Here is a 21,922-nt window from a genome sequence, read left to right on the forward strand (position 1 = left end):
GAGATAGGCTTGGAAAAGGGGCTTAAGTAGAGCGAGCGAGAGTGATAGGCTTGGAAAACGAGCTTATCTATCGTCTATGAGAACGATCCCCTCACTTCCTGCTGTAATGATGAAAATCATCACTACAGATGAGGAAACGTGAGAAAAGTGCGGAGTAGTGATGAAATACACGCTTACAGATGAAGGAAGGGCATGAAACCTCTGAATTTCCTGCTGTAATGATGAAATTCATCACTACAGAGAGGAAAACGTGAGAAAAGTGCGCTGTAGTGATGAAAAACATGCTTACAGATGAAGGAAGGGCACGAAACCTCTGAATTTCCTGATGTAATGATGAAAATCATCACTATTGATGAGGGGACGCGAGACAAGTGCGCTGAAATGATGAAAAACACGCTTACAGATGAAAGATGGGCATGAAACCTCTGAATTTCCTGCTGAAATGATGAAATTCATCACTACAGAGAGGGAAGAGGGAGAAGAGTGCGCTGTAATGATGAAATTCATCACTACAGAGAGGGAAACACGAGAAATGAGCCCCGTAGTGATGAAAAACACGTTTGCAGATTGGGGAGCCGCGGGAAGTCAGTAAACTTCCCGCGGCTATGCCAAGCGGCTACTCCGCGCGCAGCACAGCGTAGCCGTACGCCGGCAGCTGCAGCCGCAGCTTGCCGCCGACCGGCTCGGCCGCGGCGCCGCCCTCGAGCGCATCGCGCCAGCGGCGCTCGCCGAAGACCTTGACGCTCAGCTGCGCAGAGCGTCTGCCTGCGTTAACGAAGATGAGCAGATGCTCACCATCTTCGTTAACGCGCTCTAGCACAAGCCGCGCATCGCCCGGCTTGGCGTGCAGGAAGCGCAATGCGCCGGTGCGCAGCGCTTCGGAACTGCGCCGCAGGGCGATGAGCCTGCGGTAGAACTCGAACAGGTCGCGGTCCTGCAAGGACGCGTCCCATTCCATGCAGCGGCGACAATCGGGGTCGCCGCCGCCGCTAAGCCCGACCTCGTCGCCGTAGTAAATACACGGCGTCCCCGGGAAAGTGAACTGAAGCAGCGCGGCTAGCTTCATCCGGCGTTTATCCTCGCCACACTGCGTGAGCAGGCGAGGTGTGTCGTGGCTGTCCAGCAGATTGAACGCAGCTTCATTCGCTTGCTGCGGATAACTGGCCAGCTGGGCGCCAATCGCATTAGCGAAGCCGTAGCCGTCGAGCTTACCCGTGGTTACGAAGTCGAGCACCGCCGTCGTGAACGGATAGTTCATGACTGCATCGAACTGGTCGCCTTGCAGCCACATCATAGAATCGTGCCAGATTTCACCGAGGATATAAGCATCCGGATTGATGTGTTTCACCCTATCGTGGAATTGACGCCAGAAGTGGTGATCGACTTCATTGGCAACATCGAGGCGCCAGCCATCGATGCCGATTTCTTTTACCCAGAATTCAGCGACCTCCAGCAAGTAGGCTTTGACCTCTTCGTTCTCTGTATTCAGTTTGGGCATGATCGGCTCAAAGGCAAATGTCTCATAAGTCGGAATACCTTCGTCATCAACACGAAGTGGCCATTCTCTGACATGGAACCAGTCTGCATAGACAGAGTCAGCTCCTTTTTCCATAACATCGACGAACGGTGGGAAGGTATGTCCACAATGATTGAATACGGCATCTAGCAGCACGCGGATCCCCCGACGATGGCAAGCTTCGATTAACGCTTTTAAAGTCTCGTTGGTTCCGAATTGAGGATCTACTTTCCTATAATCCCTAGTATCATACTTATGATTGGTTGTCGCTTCGAAAACCGGCGTGAAATATATCGCAGTAATGCCTAACTCAGATAAGTGATCCAAGTGCTGCTGCACACCTAACAAATCCCCGCCAAAGAAATTCGTAGGAGTGGGCTTACCGCCCCAAGGCTCAACATTGGAAGGATCTAAGCTTGGATCGCCATTTGCAAAACGTTCAGGAAAAATCTGATAAAACACAGCATCCTTCACCCAAGCTGGCGGCTTGAGAATGTCTGCAGGATTAAGGAAAGGATACTCAAACATTCCGGTGGAATCCTCTGGTTCCTTTGGAAAAAAACCTTGCTCTGTTAACCAGAGTTTTTCTTTCCCATTTTGCAGCTGAAAACCATAACGCAAGCGCCGATAAGGCGGCTGAATCGCCGCTTCCCAATAGTCAAACAACGCATCACTTGTTAAAATGCGCATTTCGAAATAATCGGAAGTGCGCTCCCAAGCGTACTTATCGCCTGCATACACATAAACCTTTTTCACATCATCCCGTTTCGTTCGGATTCTTATATGTACGGTTTTCTCGTCATAGGCATAAGACCAGTTTAATTTCGGGCGGTGATAGACCGCTTCAATGACCATCGACATCAAATAAGCCCCCTCTGGGTAATTGTAAAAGTAAACGCAAAAAACAGGTACTGACCTGCATTCGAATGATTCGAATCCGAGGTTGTACCTGTTAGGTAGCATTGCCTTTATATTAGTTTTATTATAAGAAAATAAACGCATCGGGTCTAGAACTTTTTCCTTTCCGGTCTAGAACTTTTTCCTTTTGCCGTAAAAGCCTCCTGTTTCGAGACTCTTTACTTTGTCCATACTAGCTAATGAAAGCGACTTCACGGAGCAGGGGGCTAAGAACGATGTTAGCCGTTCATCAACGTATGGCGGAATTATGGACACTACGTAGAGCCCGAGAGTTAACTCGAGGCGAGCAAGAGGAATTAATGCTGTGCATGGAAGCGAACGCGACTTATGTATGGAACCGGTTAAAATTAGAAAATTTATCGCTCTGCGCTTCCCTAACAGGGGATTATGAGTGGTTGCATGACATTTGTGAGCGCATCGAAAAGATTGAACCCAAGCACTGACCTTAGCGTCGGTGCTTTTTTCCTTTTCTGCAAGAGTGTGGACAGGTATAATGAGGATAGTTCAAAGCTAAGGAGATGTCGCATGGTCAGCTGGTTCAAGCAACGGGGAGTAGCTCCCTATACGTTCTTTCTATTAGGATTCATGCTTGTGATTGCCCTCATACTTAGACTTGTTTTGGCCCCCACTTGGGTGGGATATGATACGGACGTGCGAACGTTCATGGCGTGGGCAGATCGCGCTTATACGGTAGGGTTAAAGGACCTATATACGAATGCCAAAGATTATTTCTTGGATTATCCTCCTGGCTACATGTATGTCCTATACGTTGTGGGCTTTTTACATCATAAGCTGTCGATTCCTTGGGAGAGTGGGAGCTCCTTACTCATTCTCAAGCTACCCGCAATCCTTGCGGATCTCGGAACTATTTATCTGTTATTTCGACTAGCGATCAGTAAGCACGAGGGTGCACGAACATGGAAGCAGGCGCTCTGGATTGCTGCTCTATTTGCCTTCAACCCAGCCATTTGGGCGAATTCCGCGGTATGGGGACAGGTAGATTCTTTTTTCATGCTGTTTATTGTTGCTACATTATTGATGCAGATGAAAGGCAAACTGCCTCAAGCGGCCTTCTTTATTGCACTTGCTCTGCTACTTAAACCTCAAGCTCTGCTGTTCGGCATCTTCCTATTAATCGATGTGATACGGGCACGCAATTTGATGGTTTGGCTGCTTAGCGTGTTGACAGGCGTAGCCACAATGGCCGTTCTTTCACTTCCTTTCGCAGTGGGCAGAGGCTATGGCTGGATGATCGAATTGTATTCGGGTACTTTAGCTTCTTATCCGTATGCGTCGCTCAACGCGTTTAATCTGTTCGCGCTGATTGGCGGGAATTTCGTGGACATCAACAGCGGTTTCTTGCATTTGTCCTATAAATGGATCGGGCTTGTATTGATGGTGTTGTCCATTCTTTATGTCTGTCTACTCTACTGGCTGGGTAAGGAGCGGCGCGGTGCCGTGTTGTATATTTCCTTCTTATTTATTACAGCCATGTTTATGTGTATGACCAAAATGCACGAGCGTTATTTGCACTATGGTCTATTGCTAGCCTTAACGAGCTTTATTTATATAAAGGATCGCCGGATTTTATGGCTTTTTATCGGCTTCAGTATCACGCATTTTATCAATATCGGCGATGTGCTCTTGCGGAGCTTTCATCAGGACTATCACATTCCGCGATATAATCCTTTGATGCTGACGGTTTCGGGGATCAATGTTATGATGTTTGTCTATGCATGTATATTGGGATGGAGGCTTTTCGTGAAATCAGATCAGGATGGCACTGTGGAGGAGACAATACCTCCGATTGAAGACAAGGTTGACGTGTTTCAGGTGGATGATGACCCCCAAGTGAAAGCAACGAATGTAAGAGAGACCTCGCTGTGGAAGGCGATTTTCCATCCTACAGAGGATCATATAGAAAGAAGTAAGCGCGGACGCTTCTTCACACGTAAAGATTTCTTATATTTAGGCGCTCTTGTGGTGGTCTATGCGATCATTGCACTGTTCCATCTCGGCGGGCATAAGGATCCAACGACTTTCTGGCAACCAACACGTGGAGGAGAGACGGTCATTGCTGATCTCGGCGGTTCGCACCAGATTACACGTATTAATAGTTTTGCTGGTGTTGGGGAAGGCGCCTATTCCTATTGGTTTTCGAATGATGGTGAGCAGTGGCAGGACGCCATGGCGGTTAAATCTGACCATACGAAGGTGTTCACCTGGCATACTGTTGAAGCCAATAAAGAAGCTCGTTATGTGAAAATTGTGATCGACACGCAAGAGAGTGCTAAGCTGCATCTTCATGAAATCGGGATTTTCGGAGAAGGGGGAACGACGCCTTTACCGATCGCTAGCGTAAAGGAAATAGATGTCGACGCCTCTGATAAGGGGAAAACGGCTCATTTATTTGATGAAGCAAGTGTCGTCCCATATACGCCTACCTATATGAATGGTACGTATTTCGATGAGATCTATCATGCAAGAACGGCTTACGAGCATCTCCACAAGATCGAGCCATATGAAAGCACGCACCCGCCACTAGGCAAAATATTTATTTCTATCGGTATTTATGTATTCGGTTTAAATCCATTTGGATGGCGTATTATCGGTACTTTATTCGGTGTTGGTATGATTCCTATTATGTATGTGTTCGCTAAGCGGATGTTTGGCCGCTCCGAATATGCCCTTATTGCTGCCTTCTTACTGAGCTTTGATTTCATGCACTTTGCGCAAACAAGAATTTCCACGATTGATGTGTATGGTGTATTTTTCATCATGCTGATGTTCTATTTCATGTATCGGTATACGACATTGAGCTTCTTCCGCGAAAAGCTTTGGACGACGCTGATTCCACTGGGACTTTCGGGTTTATTCTTCGGCATCGGTGCTGCTTCTAAATGGATCGTCATTTATGGCGGTGCCGGCTTAGCCGTCTTATTGTTCATCTCACTCTGGGAGCGGTCTAGAGAATACCAATTTGCCAAGCGAGTACTGAGGGAGAACAGTCGTGATGAACCTGAATTGGAGGAGATTGAGGGGGTTTATGAAGATCTTCTCTCCGTAGAGGAATCTACGAAGCTCCAACGTGTACAAAAGGTTTTCGTACGAAACACCTTGCTTACCTTGCTCTGGTGCGTACTCATGTTTGTTATTGTGCCGTTAGGTGTTTATACATTATCTTATATTCCTTTCATGATGGTTCCAGGTCCTGGACATCAATTGAAAGATGTTGTGACTTATCAGGTACATATGTACAAATACCACAAGGATCTCGTCGCCACGCATCCGTTCTCCTCACCATGGTGGGAATGGCCGATGATGATACGCCCGATCTGGTACTACCAAGCGAAGCTGATGCCGCAGGGCATGCTTTCGAGCATCGTTTCATTCGGTAATCCACTGGTGTGGTGGCCAGGCTTTATTGCCGTGCTGATGTCCTTCTATCTCGCGTTCAAACGCAAGGATAAATTGCTGCGCATGCTGCTAATTGCCTACTGCTCACAGTACTTGCCATGGATGTTGGTGCCGCGACTTACGTTTATTTACCACTATTTTGCTATGGTACCGTTCCTAGTACTGATCTTGACCTATTACATCAAGGACTATCTAGAACAAGGTCCTTTGCACAAAAGAAGATGGGTATACGGCTACTTAGCTGCGGTCTTCGTGCTTTTCGCGCTGTTCTATCCGATTCTATCAGGGATGATTATACCGTCTAAATACTCGTTCTTTTTACGGTGGATGCCGGGCTGGAATTTCTTTTAAACCAACGGATTGACGACACTCATAAGCCATGGTAATATAATCCCAAGTGAATTACTATGAATTAAAAAAGTCGACCGAACAGCAGGAGACTCCCACTATGTATCGAACACATGGTAGCGGAGTCTCTTTTTTTACCACACATTGCAAATGGAGAGTGAATCAAATGGCGAAGGTAGTCATCATTTCAGGAAGTCCAACCCCAACCTCACGATTACATGGTGTAATTGAAGCAGCCCAAAGCGTGCTTCTACAAGCTGGTCTGGAAGTAGACTGGATCAAAGTTCGCGACCTGCCTGCTGAGGATTTGTTATATGCCAAGTTCGATAGCGAGGCAATTGTGAATGCAAGCAAGCGAGTGGCTGAGGCAGATGCTGTTTTCGTAGCCACACCTGTCTACAAAGCTTCCTATACAGGCGTATTGAAAGCTTTCCTGGATTTATTACCGCAAAAAGGACTTGAGCGTAAAATTGTACTTCCACTAGCGGTTGGCGGAACTTACGCACATTTGCTGGCGATCGACTATGCGCTTAAACCGGTTCTGTCTGTCCTTGGCGCACAGAACATTTTGCAAGGTGTATACGTGCTTGATAAACAAGTGACATGGAGCGAACAAGGACAAGCGATTCTCGATGATGAAATCTCCGCACGATTGAACGAATCCCTAACGGAATTCATCCAGGAAATCAAATGGCATACGAGCCGCTAAACGCATAACGCCTACAAACCCGTCATTGGTAACTTTTACTGATGGCGGGTTTTACGTGTCTGCAACCCTTGTCCCGTGCTATACTACTCGTATCGAATTCATATATTCATAGGAATGGGAGCAAATGAAAATGTCACAAAATTCATCTGAATCTGTGCTGCTTGTAGACGGCATGGCGTTATTGTTTCGCGGTTTTTACGCTACTTCATCTAGCGGTTATATTATGAGAACCGAAAAAGGCGTGCCGATCAACGGTGTATACGGGTTTCTGAAATATTTGCTCGATGCGATCGGAACCTTCAAACCGACTCACGTTGTGTGCTGTTGGGATATGGGAAGCAAGACCTTCCGTACGGAGAAATTTGAAGCCTATAAAGCGAATCGCGGACCTGCTCCCGAGGAGTTAATCCCACAATTTGATCTGGTCAAAGAAGTGACAGCTAGCTTTAATATTCCGAATGTAGGCGTTGCAGGCTATGAAGCTGATGATTGTATCGGCACATTGGCTCGTACATACAGCTCAGAGACGAAAGTGCAGATCCTAACGGGTGATCATGATATGCTTCAGCTTGTAAATGAGAACACGGAAGTCATTATTATGAAAAAAGGGCAATCTAACTATATGGTGTACACACTAGAAACGCTCATGGAAGAGAAGAGCCTAACACCAGCACAAATCATTGATTTGAAGGGGTTAACTGGAGATACAGCGGATAATTATCCTGGGGTCAAAGGGATTGGGGAGAAAACGGCAACCAAGCTGCTCAATGAGTACGAGAACATTGCAGGTATCTTAGAAAACTTAGCCGCACTTCCGAAAGGTGTAAGGGCTAAGATTGAGGCTGAGCTGGAAATGCTTCATCTATCGCTTGATTTGGCGACAATTCGCTTGGATGCGCCAGTTGCTTGTGCACTTGAAGATTGCGCGTGGGCGATGGAGCGGGAGAAGGTCATTAGCAAGTTCGAGGAGTTAGAATATAAAGGTCTAATGAGATTGATCGGATAAGACATCATATAGGGGACAGTACCTGTAACGAGGTACTGTCTTTTTTCTGTTTCACGATAAGCTGAAACGGAAAATTGAACAAAGATAACGGTTTTTTTGATTACCGAATGTTAATTTATAGCAGATAATAGAAATGTAAGCGATTACGGTTTCTGAAATGTACGTACAAAGGGGAGAAAAAACATGAAAAAGGCAGTAGTCACATTAATGTCATTATCCATGATTTTCACAGCAACCGCTTGTTCTTCGGGTACTTCTAGTAACCAAAGTGGAGGAGCTACAACAGCGCCAACAACAACAACGACTCCTAGTGCAACAGTAAGTGCAAGTAAGGACCCAGTAAAGCTTCGTATGGCCTGGTGGGGCGGTCAAGCTCGGCACGATTATACGCTTAAAGTCATTGAAATGTATGAGAAAGCACATCCGAACGTGAAAATTGAAGCTGAATATGCGGCCTTCGATGATTATTGGAAAAAGCTTGCTCCTCAAGCTGCTGCGAATCAACTTCCAGATATTATACAAATGGACATCTCTTATTTGACGCAATACGGTGGAAGAAACCAACTGGCGGATTTGACGCCTTTCACGAAGAGTAAAATACTTAACGTGGATGACGTTAGTCCAAATGCTGTTTCAGGTGGTCAAGTAGGCGGGAAGCTCGTAGCTATGAACTTAGGCGTTAATGCTTTGACCAGTATCATGGACTTCGAGATGTTGAAAAAAGCAAATATTACGCCTCCTGAAAAGAACTGGACATGGAATGATATGGATGCGATTACTGCAAAAGCGAAAGCTGCGGGCAAAATCACAGGCGGCTTCCGAGATGACGTTTTCTTCCCTTATTACCTGCGTACACTTGGTCAAAAAATGTATAACGCAGAAGGGACAGCCCTTGGTTATACCGACGATAAGCTGTTTGTTGATTATTTCACTCGCTCTCAGAAATATTATGACGCTGGAAGTGTGTTGGCGCTTGATAAGGCTGCGCAAAAGAAAGGCACGCCAGAAGATGACGAGTTGACATTGGGTAATTCCATTTCCTCCAATGGTTGGTCGAATCAATTCATTGGTCTAGCTACAGCATCGAAACGTGAGCTTGTCCTGCAGCCAATGCCAGGTCCTGATGCAAACAAAGGGTTATTCTTGAAACCAAGTATGTACTGGTCCGTATCAAGCAGTTCCAAAGTACAAGAAGAAGCGGCAAAATTTATTGATTTCTGGATCAATGATATTGAAGCGAATAAAATCATTAAAGGCGAGCGCGGCGTACCTGTAGCATCCAAAGTGAAAGAAGCTTTGAAACCGCTGTTAAGCCCTAATGAAATAAAAGTATTTGACTATGTCGCTTGGGCTGAGAAAAACAGTGCGCCAATGGATCCTCCAAACCCAGTTGGCTCCATCGAAGTCGAGAAGCTGCTAAAAGATACAGCTGAGAAAATAATGTACAAGAAAATAACGGTTCAAGAAGCGGCTGTCTCTTTCCGTAAGGATGCAACAGCAATTTTGGACAAAAACAAAAAGTAACATGAAATTTTAAAAACAGGTACCCATTGTTGAACACTTTGAACAAGTGTTTAGACGGTGGGTACCTGTTTAGCGTAATACGTGAAACAAAAATTTGAACATCAAGTATACAAAAAGTTGAATTGTCAGAAGCGGGATAGATGTTACAATGTGGTATAATCGATCCAATTTTAATTTGAACATCAGGGGAAGTTGGGATGGCATGATCAGGTGGCTATTTATCAATAGGAGCATCCGTACCAAAATTGTTTGGAGCAGTGTGCTGATTTCCTTGATCCCCATGCTTGTACTCTCCATGATTTTTTATAAGTCGAGCACCCGTTCTTTGGAAAACTCGATGTTCCGAAGCTCGGACCAGAATGCGGAATATTTATCGGGGTATCTGGATCAATATTTTAGCAATATTTCTTCATCTGCCCTGCAAATATATGGTTTTGAACGCATTCTAAATCTCATGGAGCATGGGGCTAATTATAATGATGCCGACATCATACTGCTTAGAGAATCAATTAAAAATTATGATTTGCTGATTCAAAATAAAAACAAAGACATTATTAAGATCATGATTTTCGGCAAAGAAAATAAGCTGGAAGATTCGTGGTCAAGAGCGGCTAGTTATGAGTCGGTCAAAATGGATCAGAGCATACCTCATTATAAGGAGATGCTCGATTTGCCATTTCAACAAGCGCTAATGTTTACGTATAAAGACGCCAACTTACAACAGGATTTTTTCGTGTATTCGATTCCTATTTATGATCCGTACTATAGAACGAGATTCGGTACACTTGTTTTCTACATCCAGAGCAAGGAATTATCGAGAATGATTGAGGCGAATAATCACTCGCCGAACGTCATCGTCTTGCAGAATGCCAGCGGCGAACCTTTTTATCAGACGAATGGCCAATATGCAGATATCGTACCGAAATACGAGAAGCCGGAGTTCAACTCGCAAAATGATCCCAAAGCCATACAGTTTATAAAAAAGAAGGATTTATTTGTCGCTACCTCCCGACTCAATTATGGCAATATTTCGCTTTCAATCGTGTATCCGAACCCGGAACTGGAACAGAATCGCAGAAACATTTTGCTTACGACAATTGTGGCGTTTATTTTCGTGATGCTTAGCATTTCACTGCTCTCGATTCTCGCACAGCATTATATTACGCGACCCATCAAACTGCTCGGAAAAGCGATGAAGACTGTTCGCAATGGCAATTTTCATGTCAGCCTACATCAGAATGCCAATTATCGGGACGATATTTCGGAATTGACGGGAAACTTTAATTTCATGACGGATAAAATCCGTGAGCTAATCGAATCCAAATATGAAATGCAGCTACGCAATAAAGAAGCGCAAATTCTCGCACTGCAAATGCAGATCAATCCCCATTTTCTGTACAATACGCTGCAGACAATCGGCGGGAAGGCCGTGCTCATCGGGGATTACGAAATTCATGAGATGTGCCGTGCTTTAGGCGACATGTTCCGGTACAGCTTCTATGAAGGGAATGTAGCGTCAACGATTGGTCAGGAGCTTGCACACGTTAATAATTATTTGTACATCCAACAGCTTCGTTTCGAGGAAACGCTGCAGATCGAATTTGACGTCTCCTCTGATTTGATGGACTGTGCAATCATTCGCTTCGTCATGCAGCCGATTATTGAGAATGTGATCGTGCACGCGTTCAGCAAGCGGGAGGAGGAGCAACCTCTACGGATTGGCGTAAGCGTCCTGCGGGAATCTGATTCCGTTGTACTGACGGTTCAAGATAACGGACCTGGTATCGAAACAGAAAAGCTCATTGCGCTGCAGACATCGTTTGAGAATAAGTCATCCGATGTCTTCTATGGCGTATCGATTGGGCTCAAGAACGTTCATGAACGATTAAGACTGGTTTACGGATCTCCATACGGTTTAGACATAGAGAGTGAGAGGGGCATCGGAACGACGATTCGCATACGAATTCCTAATAATCACAATGGGGGTGACAGCTTTGTATAAAGTTATGGTCGTGGATGACGAATCTTTGGGAAGGAAGTCAATTTGTAAAATGATTAGTGAGCTCGCTCTGGACGTGGAAGTTATTACAGAAGCCCGACATGGCGAAGAAGCGCTAGAGCTTATACGCATTAGCAAGCCTCACATTATTGTGACGGATATGAACATGCCCGTAATGAATGGACAACAGTTTCTCGAAGCCTTGTATACCAACTATGCCGAGATTAAGGTGATCGTTATTAGCGGTTATTCGCAATTTGAATATATGAAAGCTGCGGTGACTTATCAGGCTTGTGAGTACGTGTTGAAGCCAATATCCCTGTTGGATTTAAAGAGTGCGTTAGTGAAGGCCATGGAGGCAAGCCATAACCATTTGACGCTGCAGCAGCAAAAGAAATTCACCCAAGACATGTGGCAGCTCCGCCGAGAAGTGTTTCTTCAACATGTAACCAGCCGCCGTATCACGAATGTGACTGATATTCAGACACAAGCGGAAGAACTTACGGTCTCCAGCGCTAGAGACAGCTTTCGGTTAGCCGTGTGCATGTTCCGCAATTTCCATGATATTTCAACGTTGAAATTTCATGGAAATGCGGATTTGTTGATGTATAGCATCGAAAATATTTTGGCTGAAGTGCTCTTATCGACGGAGCCGGACGTGGCTCCGCTCATCTACAAATCGGACGATAGAATGAGCCTTTGTTTGTATGCGCCCGAGTCGGCTTATGACGAGTCTCGGGTCCGACATGTACTCGCTTCTTTTCATAGCGTGATAAACCAGATGCTGCAGCTAGATGTAGTAGCTGGTTTAAGCAGTGTGTTCAATAAGTTAGAACGGTTGCCAGACGCATTTGAAACGGCCAATGAGCAGCTGAGAAATAACGTGCTGCATGCGTCGAGCTTCTCCCTGAGCTCCCCTGAACAACCCGCAGCAGCGGCAGCTTCTTCGTCGGAACTGTTAACGGTTTTTGAGCTGAAGACCTTGCAGCAAGCGTTTGCCGCTGGGAATAGTGCCGAGAGTCGCGAGTTGCTGGGGAATTTCCTGCACAAAGTAGATAGGATGAATGGACTGACCATCCGTGAAGGTCAGCGTACGCTTAAAAAACTAACAGAGCTGGCCGCCGCAGAGTTGTCAGAAATGATGCTTACGTATCCTCAGCTTTTCGATGCCCGTTCAGTTACAGGCGTCGTGGATCGCAGTCAGTTCAGCCACTTCATGGCACAGTTCACCGAAGCCATTGAGGAATATCATGCGAGCAAGGGAATAACGCCATCTGTCCATTCCATACACGAGATTGCTTCTTTTTTAGACGCGCACTATTTTGAGGATATCAGTCTGATTGATGTTGCTACTCGCTTTCATCTCGACCCGAGTTATTTGAGCAAGCAATTTAAAGCGGTGACCTCTGAAAATTTTATCGAGTATGTGACACGTAAACGGATGGAAAAATCATGTGAGCTGCTTAACATGTCGGAATATAAAATCAGCGAGATCTCCGAGCTTGTGGGCTATGAGAATCAACGTTACTTTAGCCAAGTGTTCAAAAAGTTCACGGGTCAAACACCCTCGGAATACCGAGAGAGGCATACCGCCAAATCATAAATACCAAAATTTTGAACATCCGAACGACAATTTATTTTATTACGATTCCTTCTTTCTACGCGTAAGATAGGATTCAGAACGAGAGATCACTGTTCTAAACCGAAAACGAGGAAGAGGGGTAAAAGATATGAACAAGTTTGCAAGTGTAGGTGTTTCGGCAACGATGGTGGCGCTATTATTATCAGCTTGCGGCAACAACAGCGATACAGCAAGCACGGCAACGCCAGCTGCCAGCAGCGAAAGTAAGCCCGCTGCTACCGCAACAGCAAAAGTAGAGAAGCCTGTTACGATTTCCTTCATGCATTTCAAGAGCGATGTCACGGACGGTGTAGCCAAAATCGTCGAGCAGTTCGAGAAGCAGAACCCCAACATCAAGGTCGATGTACAACCTGTTAAATATGATGATTACTACACCTTATTGAAAACGAAAATAGCTAGCGGCGACATCGTGGATGTGTTCACGTTAAATGCAGGCAGTCAAACAAAGCTGATGCATGACGGCGGTTATCTCGAAGATTTGACGGGTAAAGCTTTCATGTCCAACTTTGATCCAGGCGTACTGAAAGCGCAAGCAACCGACGGAAAAAACTACATCATGCCAGTTAACGCCACGCCAATTGCTGTTTTCTATAATAAGAAAATATTTAGCGATCTCGGAATTCAAGTTCCTAGAACGTACGATGCGATGATTGCTGCGGCTAAAAAAATAAAAGAAGCGGGCAAAACACCGTTCGCCCTTGGATGGAAAGACAACTGGACGTTAGGCATGTGGTTGAGCCGAGATCTGCCAAGTAACACGGTGCTGGTAGAGAAACAAGCGGACTTTTTCACCAAAGTGGAAAAGGGGACGGCTAAATTTGCTGACAACCCTGCTTCCAAAACGGTTATCGCTCATGCACAAGATTTGTTTGATCTCGGTAACAAGGATCAGCTTGGTGTTGATTACAACGGTGTCGTTGACCTCTTCTCCAAAGGCGATGTCGGTATGATGTATATGGGTACTTGGCCATTAGCGGATATTGAGAAGAAAAATCCGGATTTGTATAAAACAGGCATAGGCTACTTCCCGTATCCGTTCAGCAATGATGAAAGCTTGAATAAGCTTGAATTTAACCCTGATGCCTCTCTCGCAGTGAACAGCAAATCAGCGAATAAAGATGCAGCGTTGAAATTCCTTGCTTTCATGGCTAGCAAAGAGGGCGGGGATGCTTGGGTGAAAAATATTAACTCATTGAGCTTTGTCAAAGGGGCCTCAACCGACATCGCGCCAGCGGTTAATGATCTTAAGCCGTATTTCGATAAAGGGCTTACGTATGACTCTCAATCCTTTATTACCACGACAATCGATTGGAACTCACAATTTACTCAATATGTTCAAAAGGTGTTCTTCAAGAAAGCAACGCCTGAGCAAATCATCAAGGATCTGGATGACTGGGTTGCCAAAAACCACAAATAACGAAAGCGTTATAACGGCATAGGCTACTGCCTATGCCGTTATTCATGAGAAAGGGATAACCTATGGGAAATATTAAACGGATGATCCGTGGTGAGTTCTGGTATGTTCTGTTCCTTATTCCGGGTATTCTTTTATTTACGTTAGCAGTCCTCATTCCATTTGTGATAGGAACGCGATATTCCTTCACCAGTTGGGACGGTGTTTCACGCAAGCTGACGTATATTGGGTGGGAAAACTACGTGCATGCTTTTCAAGACTCGGACGTATGGGCCGCGCTTGGAAATACGTTTAAATATGCATTTATTCTAATGGTGCTAGTTAATGTGCTATCTCTTCTGCTGGCATTGCTTCTGGATTCTTATTTGAAGTTTAAGAACTTGTTTCGGACCATTTTCTTCTTGCCGAGCATCCTCTCCATCGTATTATCCGGTTTTATTTGGAAATACAATTTCAGCACAGGCTTTCCCAAGCTGCTGAACATGTTCGGATTAGATGTGACAAGTCCACTTGGCAATCCGGATCATGCTCTATTTGGATTGATTCTCGTAGCTCTGTGGCAGGGCGTGGGTGCACCTATGATTATCTATATCGCTGGTTTACAAGGCATTCCGAGTGAACTTGTGGAGAGTGCCAAAATGGATGGAGCTGGAGCAGGTCGAGCGTTCTGGCATGTGACATTACCACTGCTTGCGCCCTCGATTACCATTAATCTTCTGCTCGTGTTGACGGGTTCACTCAAAGTGTTTGATCTCGTTTGGGTAACCACTCAGGGAGGACCGGGCTTTGCTACGGAGGTTATTACAACGTTTATCTATAAAACGGCCTTTAGCTCCTTTAAAGCAGGCTACGGCATGGCCTTATCGATGATATTCTTCGTCATACTGGTCATCGTGACCATTATCCAATTATCCATTTTCAGAAGACGGGAAGTGGAAATGTAATGAAAATAACTCGAATCAGCACGTTCATTGCGGTTTTAGTTTTAGCTATTCTTTTTGTATTTCCGATGTATGTTGCGTTACTGATGTCACTCAAAACAGCGAAACAAACCTTTGATTCCTTCTATTCGTTGCCAACGAGTTTGAATTTTGCTAATTACACGCATGCATGGAATACGTCCAAGTATCCCGCAGCGCTTATAAACAGCTTGTTTGTTACTATCATCTCCGTTGCGCTGATTATCTTTGCTTCAGCACTGGCTGGGTATGCAATAGCACGCAGAAATAAGCCGTTTTATAGCTTAGTTTTCATCATGTTCCTCTCGGGTATGATGGTCCCTTTTCAAGTGATTATGCTGCCGTTGTACCAGATCGGAAAATCATTTCATCTCGTGAACTCACATTGGGGACTCGCGCTGATCTATGGCGGTTTCGGTGTGCAGATGGGCGTGTTGTTCTACACCGGTTTTGTGAAAGGTATTTCCCGTGAAATTGAAGAAGCCGCTAGGATTGACGGCTGTTCGACACCGGGTATTTTTATCCGAGTTGTGATGCCATTGCTCAAGCCGGTTACGGCTACGGTGCTCGTACTTAATGCATTGTACATTTGGAACGACTTCTTACTTCCATTGCTCTACCTGCAGGACAAAAACTACCGTACGATCCCGCTGCAGCAGTACTTTTTCTTCGGTCAATATAGCAGCGACTTAAATCTTGCTTTTGCTTACGCGGTTATGGGCATGATTCCGATTATTATCTTTTTCTTGTTCATGCAGAGATTCATCATTAAAGGGATTGCCGCTGGGGCGATCAAAGGTTAGATTTATGGAGATTAGAGGGGGCGCTGTAGGTGTCTGTAACGGTTTTGGAACAAGAGAACATCTTCGAAATTCGCACTGATAAATCGTCGTATGTGTTCGGGATTAATGATAAAGGTACCATTCAGCACTTGTATTGGGGAGCACACATTGAGGCTTTGGAGTGCAGGTATTTACTGACAAGCAGGCTGCATAGCTCCTTCGATGCGGAAATCGATCGGGAGACGGAGGAGTATGGAGGCTGGGGCGGCTGCAATTATGCTGAACCGGCGTTGAAAGTTTCGTTTACAGACGGTGTACGGGACTTGAAGCTGAGGTATGAGGGATATCGACTAGTGGGTGAAAATGAAATCGTAGTTCGGATGGTGGATGCTTATTACCCGTTAAATATCGAAGTTCACTATAAAGCGATCCCGGAGTACGATCTTATTGAACGATATGTGCAGGTGCACAATGGACTGAACGAGTCCGTTCGCATAGAGCAGGTCATGGCGGCTGTCTGGACGGTACAGGGGCTGCCTGATTACCGAATGACACATGTGACAGGTCGCTGGGCGGGTGAGTATCAACTAAGATCGACAGTCTTGTCCGAAGGGAAAAAGGTGCTGGAATCACGCAGAGGCTTCACGGGTCCTCATGCCAACCCATGGTTAGCGATCGATAATGGGAAGGCGGATGAAACAACAGGGGGCGTGTGGTTTGGGGCTCTTGGCTGGAGCGGGAACTGGAAAATCGTTGCGGAGAAAACGACGTTCGGGCACGTGAGAATCGTAGGAGGTGTGAACGATTTTGACAGTTCCTTCGTGCTGGCACCTGGCGACGTATATGTTTCACCTGTATTCGTGGGCGGATTCACAGCGGGCGGTTTCGGTCAGATGAGCCGCAACCTGCACAAGTACGCAAAGGATTACGTACTGCCGACAAGCAAGCTGCGCAAAGTGCTGTACAATTCGTGGGAGGCGACTGAATTCGCCGTTACCGTGCAAGGGCAAAAGGAGCTGGCAAAGCAGGCAGCTCGTCTGGGCGTGGAACGTTTCGTCGTTGACGATGGCTGGTTCGGTCAGCGCCATAGCGATCGAGCGGGCTTAGGCGACTGGTATGTCAATGCAGAGAAGTTTCCGAATGGCCTGGAGGAACTCATTGAGCATGTAAAGGGACTGGGCATGGAATTCGGGCTATGGGTAGAGCCAGAGTCGGTCAATCCAGACAGTGACTTGTACCGAGCGCATCCCGAATGGGTGTATCAATTCCCGACTCGCGAAGGTACACAGTTGCGCAATCAACTGTTGTTGAATTTGGGGCTTCCTGAAGTGAAACAATTCGTGCTTGATTTTATGACCGAATTGCTTACGAAGTATGATATCCGATTTATCAAATGGGATATGAATCGAACGGTGACAGAGCCAGGCACGATTGCTTTAGCTCAGGATGCTGATACCTCCATGTGGATCAAACATGTCGAGCACTTGTACGCCATTTGGGCTGAACTCAGGGGACGCTTCCCCCATGTGGAATTTGAGACTTGCGCGGGCGGTGGTGCGAGAATTGATCTGGGCATTTTGCGCTATGCCGATCAAGCATGGATTAGTGATAACACCGATGCGCGTGACCGTTTAGCGATTCAGGAGGGGTTCTCCTACGCCTACAGTCCGTCTGTCATGATGTGTTGGGTGACGGAATCACCGCATGGTTTTAACGGCAGGAGCCTCCCTCTATCGTATCGATTCCATAGCGCGATGATGGGTGGTTTGGGCATTGGGGCGAACATCAGCAAATGGTCGACAGAGGAATTGGATGAGGCGATGCGGTATGTGGCGTTGTATAAGGAGATCAGGTCGGTAATACTGAATGGCGACTTGTACCGGCTGTCTTCTCTGCGAGATTCCAATGTAGCGGCTTATCAGTACAACAGCTCGGGTTGTAGTGAGAGTGTTGTTTTTACGTTCTTGCAATCGCAGCATTTTGGTGCGGAAGTTCGGCATCTACCTCTGCAAGGACTTGTGCCTCATGCCAGCTATGAGGTGTTAAGCGAAGATGGCGTATCCTGCGTTCGACATGGTTCTACGCTCATGAACCTTGGTGTACCGTTGACGCTTCGCGGAGATTATAAGAGTACGATGATACGCATAAAAAGATTGGATTAGCTTGAAAGTGAAGCCCGCATTGTGCGGGCTTTTTTTGTCGAGTAACGAGGCTAGCAGCCGTGAGTAAGTCGAAATAATCGACTTACTCATCAAAAAGTGGCTCTGTACTAACTTAACGTACAACAGCGGACTGCCTATATCGCAGCGGTGTCATTTTCGTCATTTGACGGAAAACACGTCCGAATTGCACGAGAGAGCCGAATCCAACTTGCTCGGCGATCACGATGACTTTCAGCCTCGTCGTTGCCAGCAGTCTCTGAGCTTCTTGCACGCGAACGAGATTCACATATTCAACGAGTGAAAATCCAGTAATTTCCTTGAACATGCGGCTTAAATAAGCGGGGCTGATTTCAAACTGCTCAGCAAGCTCTTCCAAACGCATCGCATCAGCAAAATGGATATTAATAAATCGTACGATGGTAGATATTTTCCGGTGCAAAGGTGAGACATGTTCAGGCGAAGTGACGGGATGTATACGTACGAATCGTGCCGTAAACAATAGCAGCTCAACGAGAAAGTGCGTAATGGCGAAAGATTGTCCAATATGGGGCTCCTTCGCTTCATGAATCATTTTGCCGAGAATGTCTTCGACTAGTCTCCGAGTAGGCAGATCCAATCGCAGTACAGGCGTAGCATGTGTGAAGGCATCTAGGAGGAATGGAGCCTCTTCTTTCGTCTTTTCTAAAATGCTATCGCTGAAGTTAATAACAACTCGTGCATGTCCTAGTTTATCTGAATCGGAAGTGGCGTGAAGCTCACGGCGATTGATGAGGACCAAATCTCCCGGAAGGATGAGGTACGAGCGATCACGGATAAAATACATACGTTCACCTTCGTATAAATAATAGAGCTCGTACATATCGTGCATATGCTGAGTCCTCTCGAAGGGGCCGGAACGATGAATATGCTGAATGTAAAAAGGGCCTTCATCTTCATTGCCGAAGGTGACGGTACGTGACATATAGGGATACTCCTTATTTGGAAGTGAGGTAACTGAAGTATATCATGAAATTAGTGAAAAATATGAATAGTTTTTGCTGAAAATAGGAATTGATGAAGAGAAAACGCTCCTTACTTGCGATAAAATGAAGCTATAGACTTATTAGCAAACGCTTGCAAAAATAGGAGGAAATTTAACATGAACGCACTTATAGAGGCAGTACGCGCAGGGAAAGTAAACGAGTTTTCATCCGAGGTTATTAAAGTTTATGCATCTTCCCTAACGCAAGTAGGAGATACAACATTGCTTATGGTACGCACAACAGAAGGGAAGCGACTAATCGTCGTGGGCTCAGGAGAATTGTTCGACCAACTGCAAGGTGACGTTGTAGAAGGCGGGAAAGTTGCTCCGTTAACACATGCTAATCGACTGGTTATCAATCAGTTTTTACCACATACAGCTCCCCAAGCTTTCGGCACACAAGTAGCAACGATGGGCTTAGGCGATCGACTTGGTATTGCAAGTCCTGGCCATATCCAAACGATCCGCGGTAAGGATATTCGTCCTGTTCTAGCGCAACAAAGTATTCGTGAGCTTGCTTTGACGGGCCGCACCTATGAGGATGTGTTAGATGCAGCGGCTTATGCCGTGCTGCAAGAGGGCTACACAGACGGATACGGCGCTGACGGCGATCACCTAAAGAAAGAAGCTGACATCGAGTACGCGTTGCGTCTTGGTTTTACGATGTTGACGCTGGATTGCTCCGAGAATATCGACAATACGATTGAATCCATGAGCGAAGCAGAAATCGCTGCGAAATACGAGCAACTACCTGCTAGCTTGCGCAGCCGCTATGAAGAACGCTACCTGCAAACAGTACCTAATGTTCCAGGAGCAACGCTTGCATATACAGCTGAAGCTTTGAAGAAAGATGTCCTAATTTATGATGCTGCGATTAATTTCATGGAAGCCATCTACCGCAAGTATATCGTTACACTTGATCGTGCGGTTGATTTCGAAATTTCCATTGATGAAACAGCGACACCGACTTCCCCTGAGGCACACTATTTAGTTGCGAATGAGCTTCGTGATCGCGGAGTTGCGATTTTCAGCATGGCGCCGCGCTTCTGCGGCGAATTCCAAAAAGGGATCGACTACATTGGCGATATCGCGCAATTTGAACGTGAGCTAGCTAGTCATGCAGCGATTGCTGTTCATTTTGAATACAAGCTTAGCATCCATTCCGGCAGTGATAAATTCAGTGTGTTCCCGTTGATCGGGCAATATACGAATGGCTTGTTCCATATCAAAACAGCTGGTACCAACTGGCTTGAAGCAGTGCGTGTTGTAGCGAAAGTGAATCCTACGTTATACCGCCGTATGCACCAATATGCGCTTGATCACTTTGTTGAAGCAACAGCTTACTACCACGTAACGACGGATATCAGTGCGATTGCTCTACTTAGCGATGTTACTGATGCACAGCTGCCTGATTACATGGAAGAAAATAATGCACGTCAATTGCTGCACATCACGTATGGTCTGCTTCTTCAAGCGAAAAATGAAGACGGAAGTGGCACGTTTGCGGACGAATTCTTCCAAACGATGGCTGAGCAAGAAGATACATTTGCAGAAGGGCTTCGTCACCATATTGGCAGACACTTGGAGCTGTTGGGTAAATAATCAATTGATCAAAAAAATGCCACGAACATCCCATTGACGGGTGTTCGTGGCATTTCTTTTTTTACCTAGGATAAACCTTCAGTAGATTCTCCGTTCGCATCATCTGCTCCGGGATAGTCCCTTGTAATGCCTTCATGCAATTCGCGATTCTCATAAGCGAACCGGTTGGTGGGACGTTGATCTTCTCGCCAAGGGGTGCTTTTCCCAAGAGACTCAGACATCATGCTTGTGCCGTAGGCCCCTTCCGGAAACTCCTCTGGGATCATGTCGTTCCGTTGGGACTCTACAGTCTTGAGGTCCGTGTACGCTGCGAGGCGGTCCTCTGAGAGGAAGCCTAATCCCTCAACATTGTTATTCTGTGGTGACTTCTTACGCATGGATAAGCCTCCTTTTCAGGTTATGCTTTTTCCAGTGTCCCCCGTCACTCCCTTAAATATCCGTGAAATGAATAGATCCAATAATTTGAGATAAGAATTCATTCAGCTCTTGGGCTTGTTCCTCATTGATTTTGAACACATGCTCGAGATAGCCTTCTTCGGCTAAATCATCTGGACCAATAACTGCGCTGCGTCCCGATTGTAAATCAATGACCAGCTTTTTGCCATAATAACGGGTAGTGGTCATGATTGCGAGGTCAAAACGATGTAAAGCATTGCCTACGAAACAGACAAACCGCGTTGTTGTTTCTTCTTGATGATCATATAAAAAGTCATAATCAGACATGAGGGCCCTCCATTCTCTTTCTAGTATGGGTCTATTATAACCGATAAAGGCTTGGGGGCAAAACGGTTCTTGCGCCTAACTTACAAACATGGTATGATTTGGATATTAGAAAAAGGAAGCACCTTTTCTGTCCTAACGGGCGGAAGAGGTGCTTTTTCGTTTTTCTGAAACTAATGTCGT

The 21,922-nt window shown here is 45.9% G+C and carries 18 protein-coding genes; 14 read left to right on the forward strand and 4 right to left on the reverse strand.

What is annotated here, in order from left to right; all coding sequences use genetic code 11:
* The first annotated feature begins 291 nt into the window (after positions 1–291).
* Positions 292–420: a hypothetical protein gene (locus AC58QG_RS26305; RefSeq protein ID WP_497365059.1), complete on the forward strand. Its 129-nt coding sequence runs from the start codon at positions 292–294 to the stop codon at positions 418–420.
* A complete protein-coding gene (locus AC58QG_RS26310; RefSeq protein WP_497365060.1) occupies positions 404–592 on the forward strand; it encodes a hypothetical protein in 189 nt (62 codons plus the stop codon). Before AC58QG_RS26305 ends, AC58QG_RS26310 begins: the two co-directional genes overlap by 17 nt.
* Before the next feature lie 24 nt (positions 593–616).
* Here AC58QG_RS26310 and AC58QG_RS26315 read toward each other — a convergent pair whose 3' ends face one another.
* Positions 617–2,371, reverse strand: coding sequence for an alpha-glycosidase (locus AC58QG_RS26315; protein WP_497365285.1), 1,755 nt, complete (start codon positions 2,369–2,371; stop codon positions 617–619).
* 278 nt (positions 2,372–2,649) lie between these two features.
* Here AC58QG_RS26315 and AC58QG_RS26320 point away from each other — a divergent pair, with 278 nt between their 5' ends.
* From AC58QG_RS26320 to AC58QG_RS26370, 11 genes are all read left to right on the forward strand, one after another.
* Positions 2,650–2,877 carry a DUF7667 family protein gene (locus AC58QG_RS26320; RefSeq protein ID WP_057315431.1) on the forward strand — a complete coding sequence of 76 codons (228 nt, stop codon included), beginning with the start codon at positions 2,650–2,652 and terminating at the stop codon, positions 2,875–2,877.
* An 82-nt stretch (positions 2,878–2,959) separates the two neighbouring features.
* Positions 2,960–6,202, forward strand: coding sequence for a glycosyltransferase family 39 protein (locus AC58QG_RS26325; RefSeq protein ID WP_497365061.1), 3,243 nt, complete (start codon positions 2,960–2,962; stop codon positions 6,200–6,202).
* A gap of 163 nt (positions 6,203–6,365) precedes the next feature.
* Positions 6,366–6,908, forward strand: a complete 543-nt coding sequence (gene ssuE / locus AC58QG_RS26330; protein ID WP_497365286.1) for an NADPH-dependent FMN reductase — start codon at positions 6,366–6,368, stop codon at positions 6,906–6,908.
* 130 nt (positions 6,909–7,038) lie between these two features.
* Positions 7,039–7,914, forward strand: a complete 876-nt coding sequence (locus tag AC58QG_RS26335) for a 5'-3' exonuclease (RefSeq protein WP_497365062.1) — start codon at positions 7,039–7,041, stop codon at positions 7,912–7,914.
* A gap of 183 nt (positions 7,915–8,097) precedes the next feature.
* Positions 8,098–9,438, forward strand: a complete 1,341-nt coding sequence (locus tag AC58QG_RS26340) for an ABC transporter substrate-binding protein (protein ID WP_497365063.1) — start codon at positions 8,098–8,100, stop codon at positions 9,436–9,438.
* 202 nt (positions 9,439–9,640) lie between these two features.
* Positions 9,641–11,440 carry a sensor histidine kinase gene (locus AC58QG_RS26345; RefSeq protein WP_497365064.1) on the forward strand — a complete coding sequence of 600 codons (1,800 nt, stop codon included), beginning with the start codon at positions 9,641–9,643 and terminating at the stop codon, positions 11,438–11,440.
* Positions 11,433–13,040, forward strand: a complete 1,608-nt coding sequence (locus AC58QG_RS26350; protein ID WP_497365065.1) for a response regulator transcription factor — start codon at positions 11,433–11,435, stop codon at positions 13,038–13,040. Before AC58QG_RS26345 ends, AC58QG_RS26350 begins: the two co-directional genes overlap by 8 nt.
* A 127-nt stretch (positions 13,041–13,167) precedes the next feature.
* Positions 13,168–14,496, forward strand: a complete 1,329-nt coding sequence (locus tag AC58QG_RS26355; protein WP_497365066.1) for an ABC transporter substrate-binding protein — start codon at positions 13,168–13,170, stop codon at positions 14,494–14,496.
* A 62-nt stretch (positions 14,497–14,558) separates the two neighbouring features.
* The gene (locus AC58QG_RS26360; protein ID WP_497365067.1) at positions 14,559–15,437 is read left to right on the forward strand and encodes a carbohydrate ABC transporter permease; all 879 of its coding nucleotides are present in this window, start codon (positions 14,559–14,561) and stop codon (positions 15,435–15,437) included.
* Positions 15,437–16,255 carry a carbohydrate ABC transporter permease gene (locus AC58QG_RS26365; RefSeq protein ID WP_497365068.1) on the forward strand — a complete coding sequence of 273 codons (819 nt, stop codon included), beginning with the start codon at positions 15,437–15,439 and terminating at the stop codon, positions 16,253–16,255. The genes AC58QG_RS26360 and AC58QG_RS26365 overlap by 1 nt, the downstream gene beginning before the upstream one ends.
* Positions 16,256–16,284: 29 nt before the next feature.
* The gene (locus AC58QG_RS26370; protein WP_497365069.1) at positions 16,285–18,396 is read left to right on the forward strand and encodes an alpha-galactosidase; all 2,112 of its coding nucleotides are present in this window, start codon (positions 16,285–16,287) and stop codon (positions 18,394–18,396) included.
* Between the two features lie 112 nt (positions 18,397–18,508).
* Here AC58QG_RS26370 and AC58QG_RS26375 read toward each other — a convergent pair whose 3' ends face one another.
* Positions 18,509–19,357, reverse strand: coding sequence for a helix-turn-helix transcriptional regulator (locus tag AC58QG_RS26375; protein ID WP_497365070.1), 849 nt, complete (start codon positions 19,355–19,357; stop codon positions 18,509–18,511).
* A 177-nt stretch (positions 19,358–19,534) separates the two neighbouring features.
* Here AC58QG_RS26375 and AC58QG_RS26380 point away from each other — a divergent pair, with 177 nt between their 5' ends.
* A complete protein-coding gene (locus AC58QG_RS26380) occupies positions 19,535–21,019 on the forward strand; it encodes a tagaturonate epimerase family protein (protein WP_497365071.1) in 1,485 nt (494 codons plus the stop codon).
* 65 nt (positions 21,020–21,084) lie between these two features.
* Here AC58QG_RS26380 and AC58QG_RS26385 read toward each other — a convergent pair whose 3' ends face one another.
* Together AC58QG_RS26385 and AC58QG_RS26390 are read right to left on the reverse strand one after the other, a co-directional pair.
* On the reverse strand, positions 21,085–21,396 hold the full coding sequence (locus AC58QG_RS26385) for a hypothetical protein (protein ID WP_497365072.1): 312 nt from the start codon (positions 21,394–21,396) through the stop codon (positions 21,085–21,087).
* A 52-nt stretch (positions 21,397–21,448) separates the two neighbouring features.
* The gene (locus AC58QG_RS26390) at positions 21,449–21,742 is read right to left on the reverse strand and encodes a DUF3055 domain-containing protein (protein ID WP_436238221.1); all 294 of its coding nucleotides are present in this window, start codon (positions 21,740–21,742) and stop codon (positions 21,449–21,451) included.
* Positions 21,743–21,922: the final 180 nt, after the last annotated feature.

The organism is Paenibacillus sp. J22P169 (genome assembly GCF_059691995.1).

Bases quoted from the DNA above. Each gene is read 5' to 3' on its own strand.
- AC58QG_RS26310 (WP_497365060.1), top strand. From the start codon at position 404: ATGAAAGATGGGCATGAAACCTCTGAATTTCCTGCTGAAATGATGAAA.
- AC58QG_RS26365 (WP_497365068.1), top strand. From the start codon at position 15,437: ATGAAAATAACTCGAATCAGCACGTTCATTGCGGTTTTAGTTTTAGCT.
- AC58QG_RS26390 (WP_436238221.1), bottom strand. From the start codon at position 21,742: ATGTCTGATTATGACTTTTTATATGATCATCAAGAAGAAACAACAACG.
- AC58QG_RS26355 (WP_497365066.1), top strand. From the start codon at position 13,168: ATGAACAAGTTTGCAAGTGTAGGTGTTTCGGCAACGATGGTGGCGCTA.
- AC58QG_RS26360 (WP_497365067.1), top strand. From the start codon at position 14,559: ATGGGAAATATTAAACGGATGATCCGTGGTGAGTTCTGGTATGTTCTG.
- AC58QG_RS26380 (WP_497365071.1), top strand. From the start codon at position 19,535: ATGAACGCACTTATAGAGGCAGTACGCGCAGGGAAAGTAAACGAGTTT.
- AC58QG_RS26385 (WP_497365072.1), bottom strand. From the start codon at position 21,396: ATGCGTAAGAAGTCACCACAGAATAACAATGTTGAGGGATTAGGCTTC.
- ssuE (WP_497365286.1), top strand. From the start codon at position 6,366: ATGGCGAAGGTAGTCATCATTTCAGGAAGTCCAACCCCAACCTCACGA.
- AC58QG_RS26320 (WP_057315431.1), top strand. From the start codon at position 2,650: ATGTTAGCCGTTCATCAACGTATGGCGGAATTATGGACACTACGTAGA.
- AC58QG_RS26325 (WP_497365061.1), top strand. From the start codon at position 2,960: ATGGTCAGCTGGTTCAAGCAACGGGGAGTAGCTCCCTATACGTTCTTT.
- AC58QG_RS26340 (WP_497365063.1), top strand. From the start codon at position 8,098: ATGAAAAAGGCAGTAGTCACATTAATGTCATTATCCATGATTTTCACA.
- AC58QG_RS26305 (WP_497365059.1), top strand. From the start codon at position 292: ATGAAGGAAGGGCACGAAACCTCTGAATTTCCTGATGTAATGATGAAA.
- AC58QG_RS26375 (WP_497365070.1), bottom strand. From the start codon at position 19,357: ATGTCACGTACCGTCACCTTCGGCAATGAAGATGAAGGCCCTTTTTAC.
- AC58QG_RS26335 (WP_497365062.1), top strand. From the start codon at position 7,039: ATGTCACAAAATTCATCTGAATCTGTGCTGCTTGTAGACGGCATGGCG.
- AC58QG_RS26345 (WP_497365064.1), top strand. From the start codon at position 9,641: ATGATCAGGTGGCTATTTATCAATAGGAGCATCCGTACCAAAATTGTT.
- AC58QG_RS26315 (WP_497365285.1), bottom strand. From the start codon at position 2,371: ATGGTCATTGAAGCGGTCTATCACCGCCCGAAATTAAACTGGTCTTAT.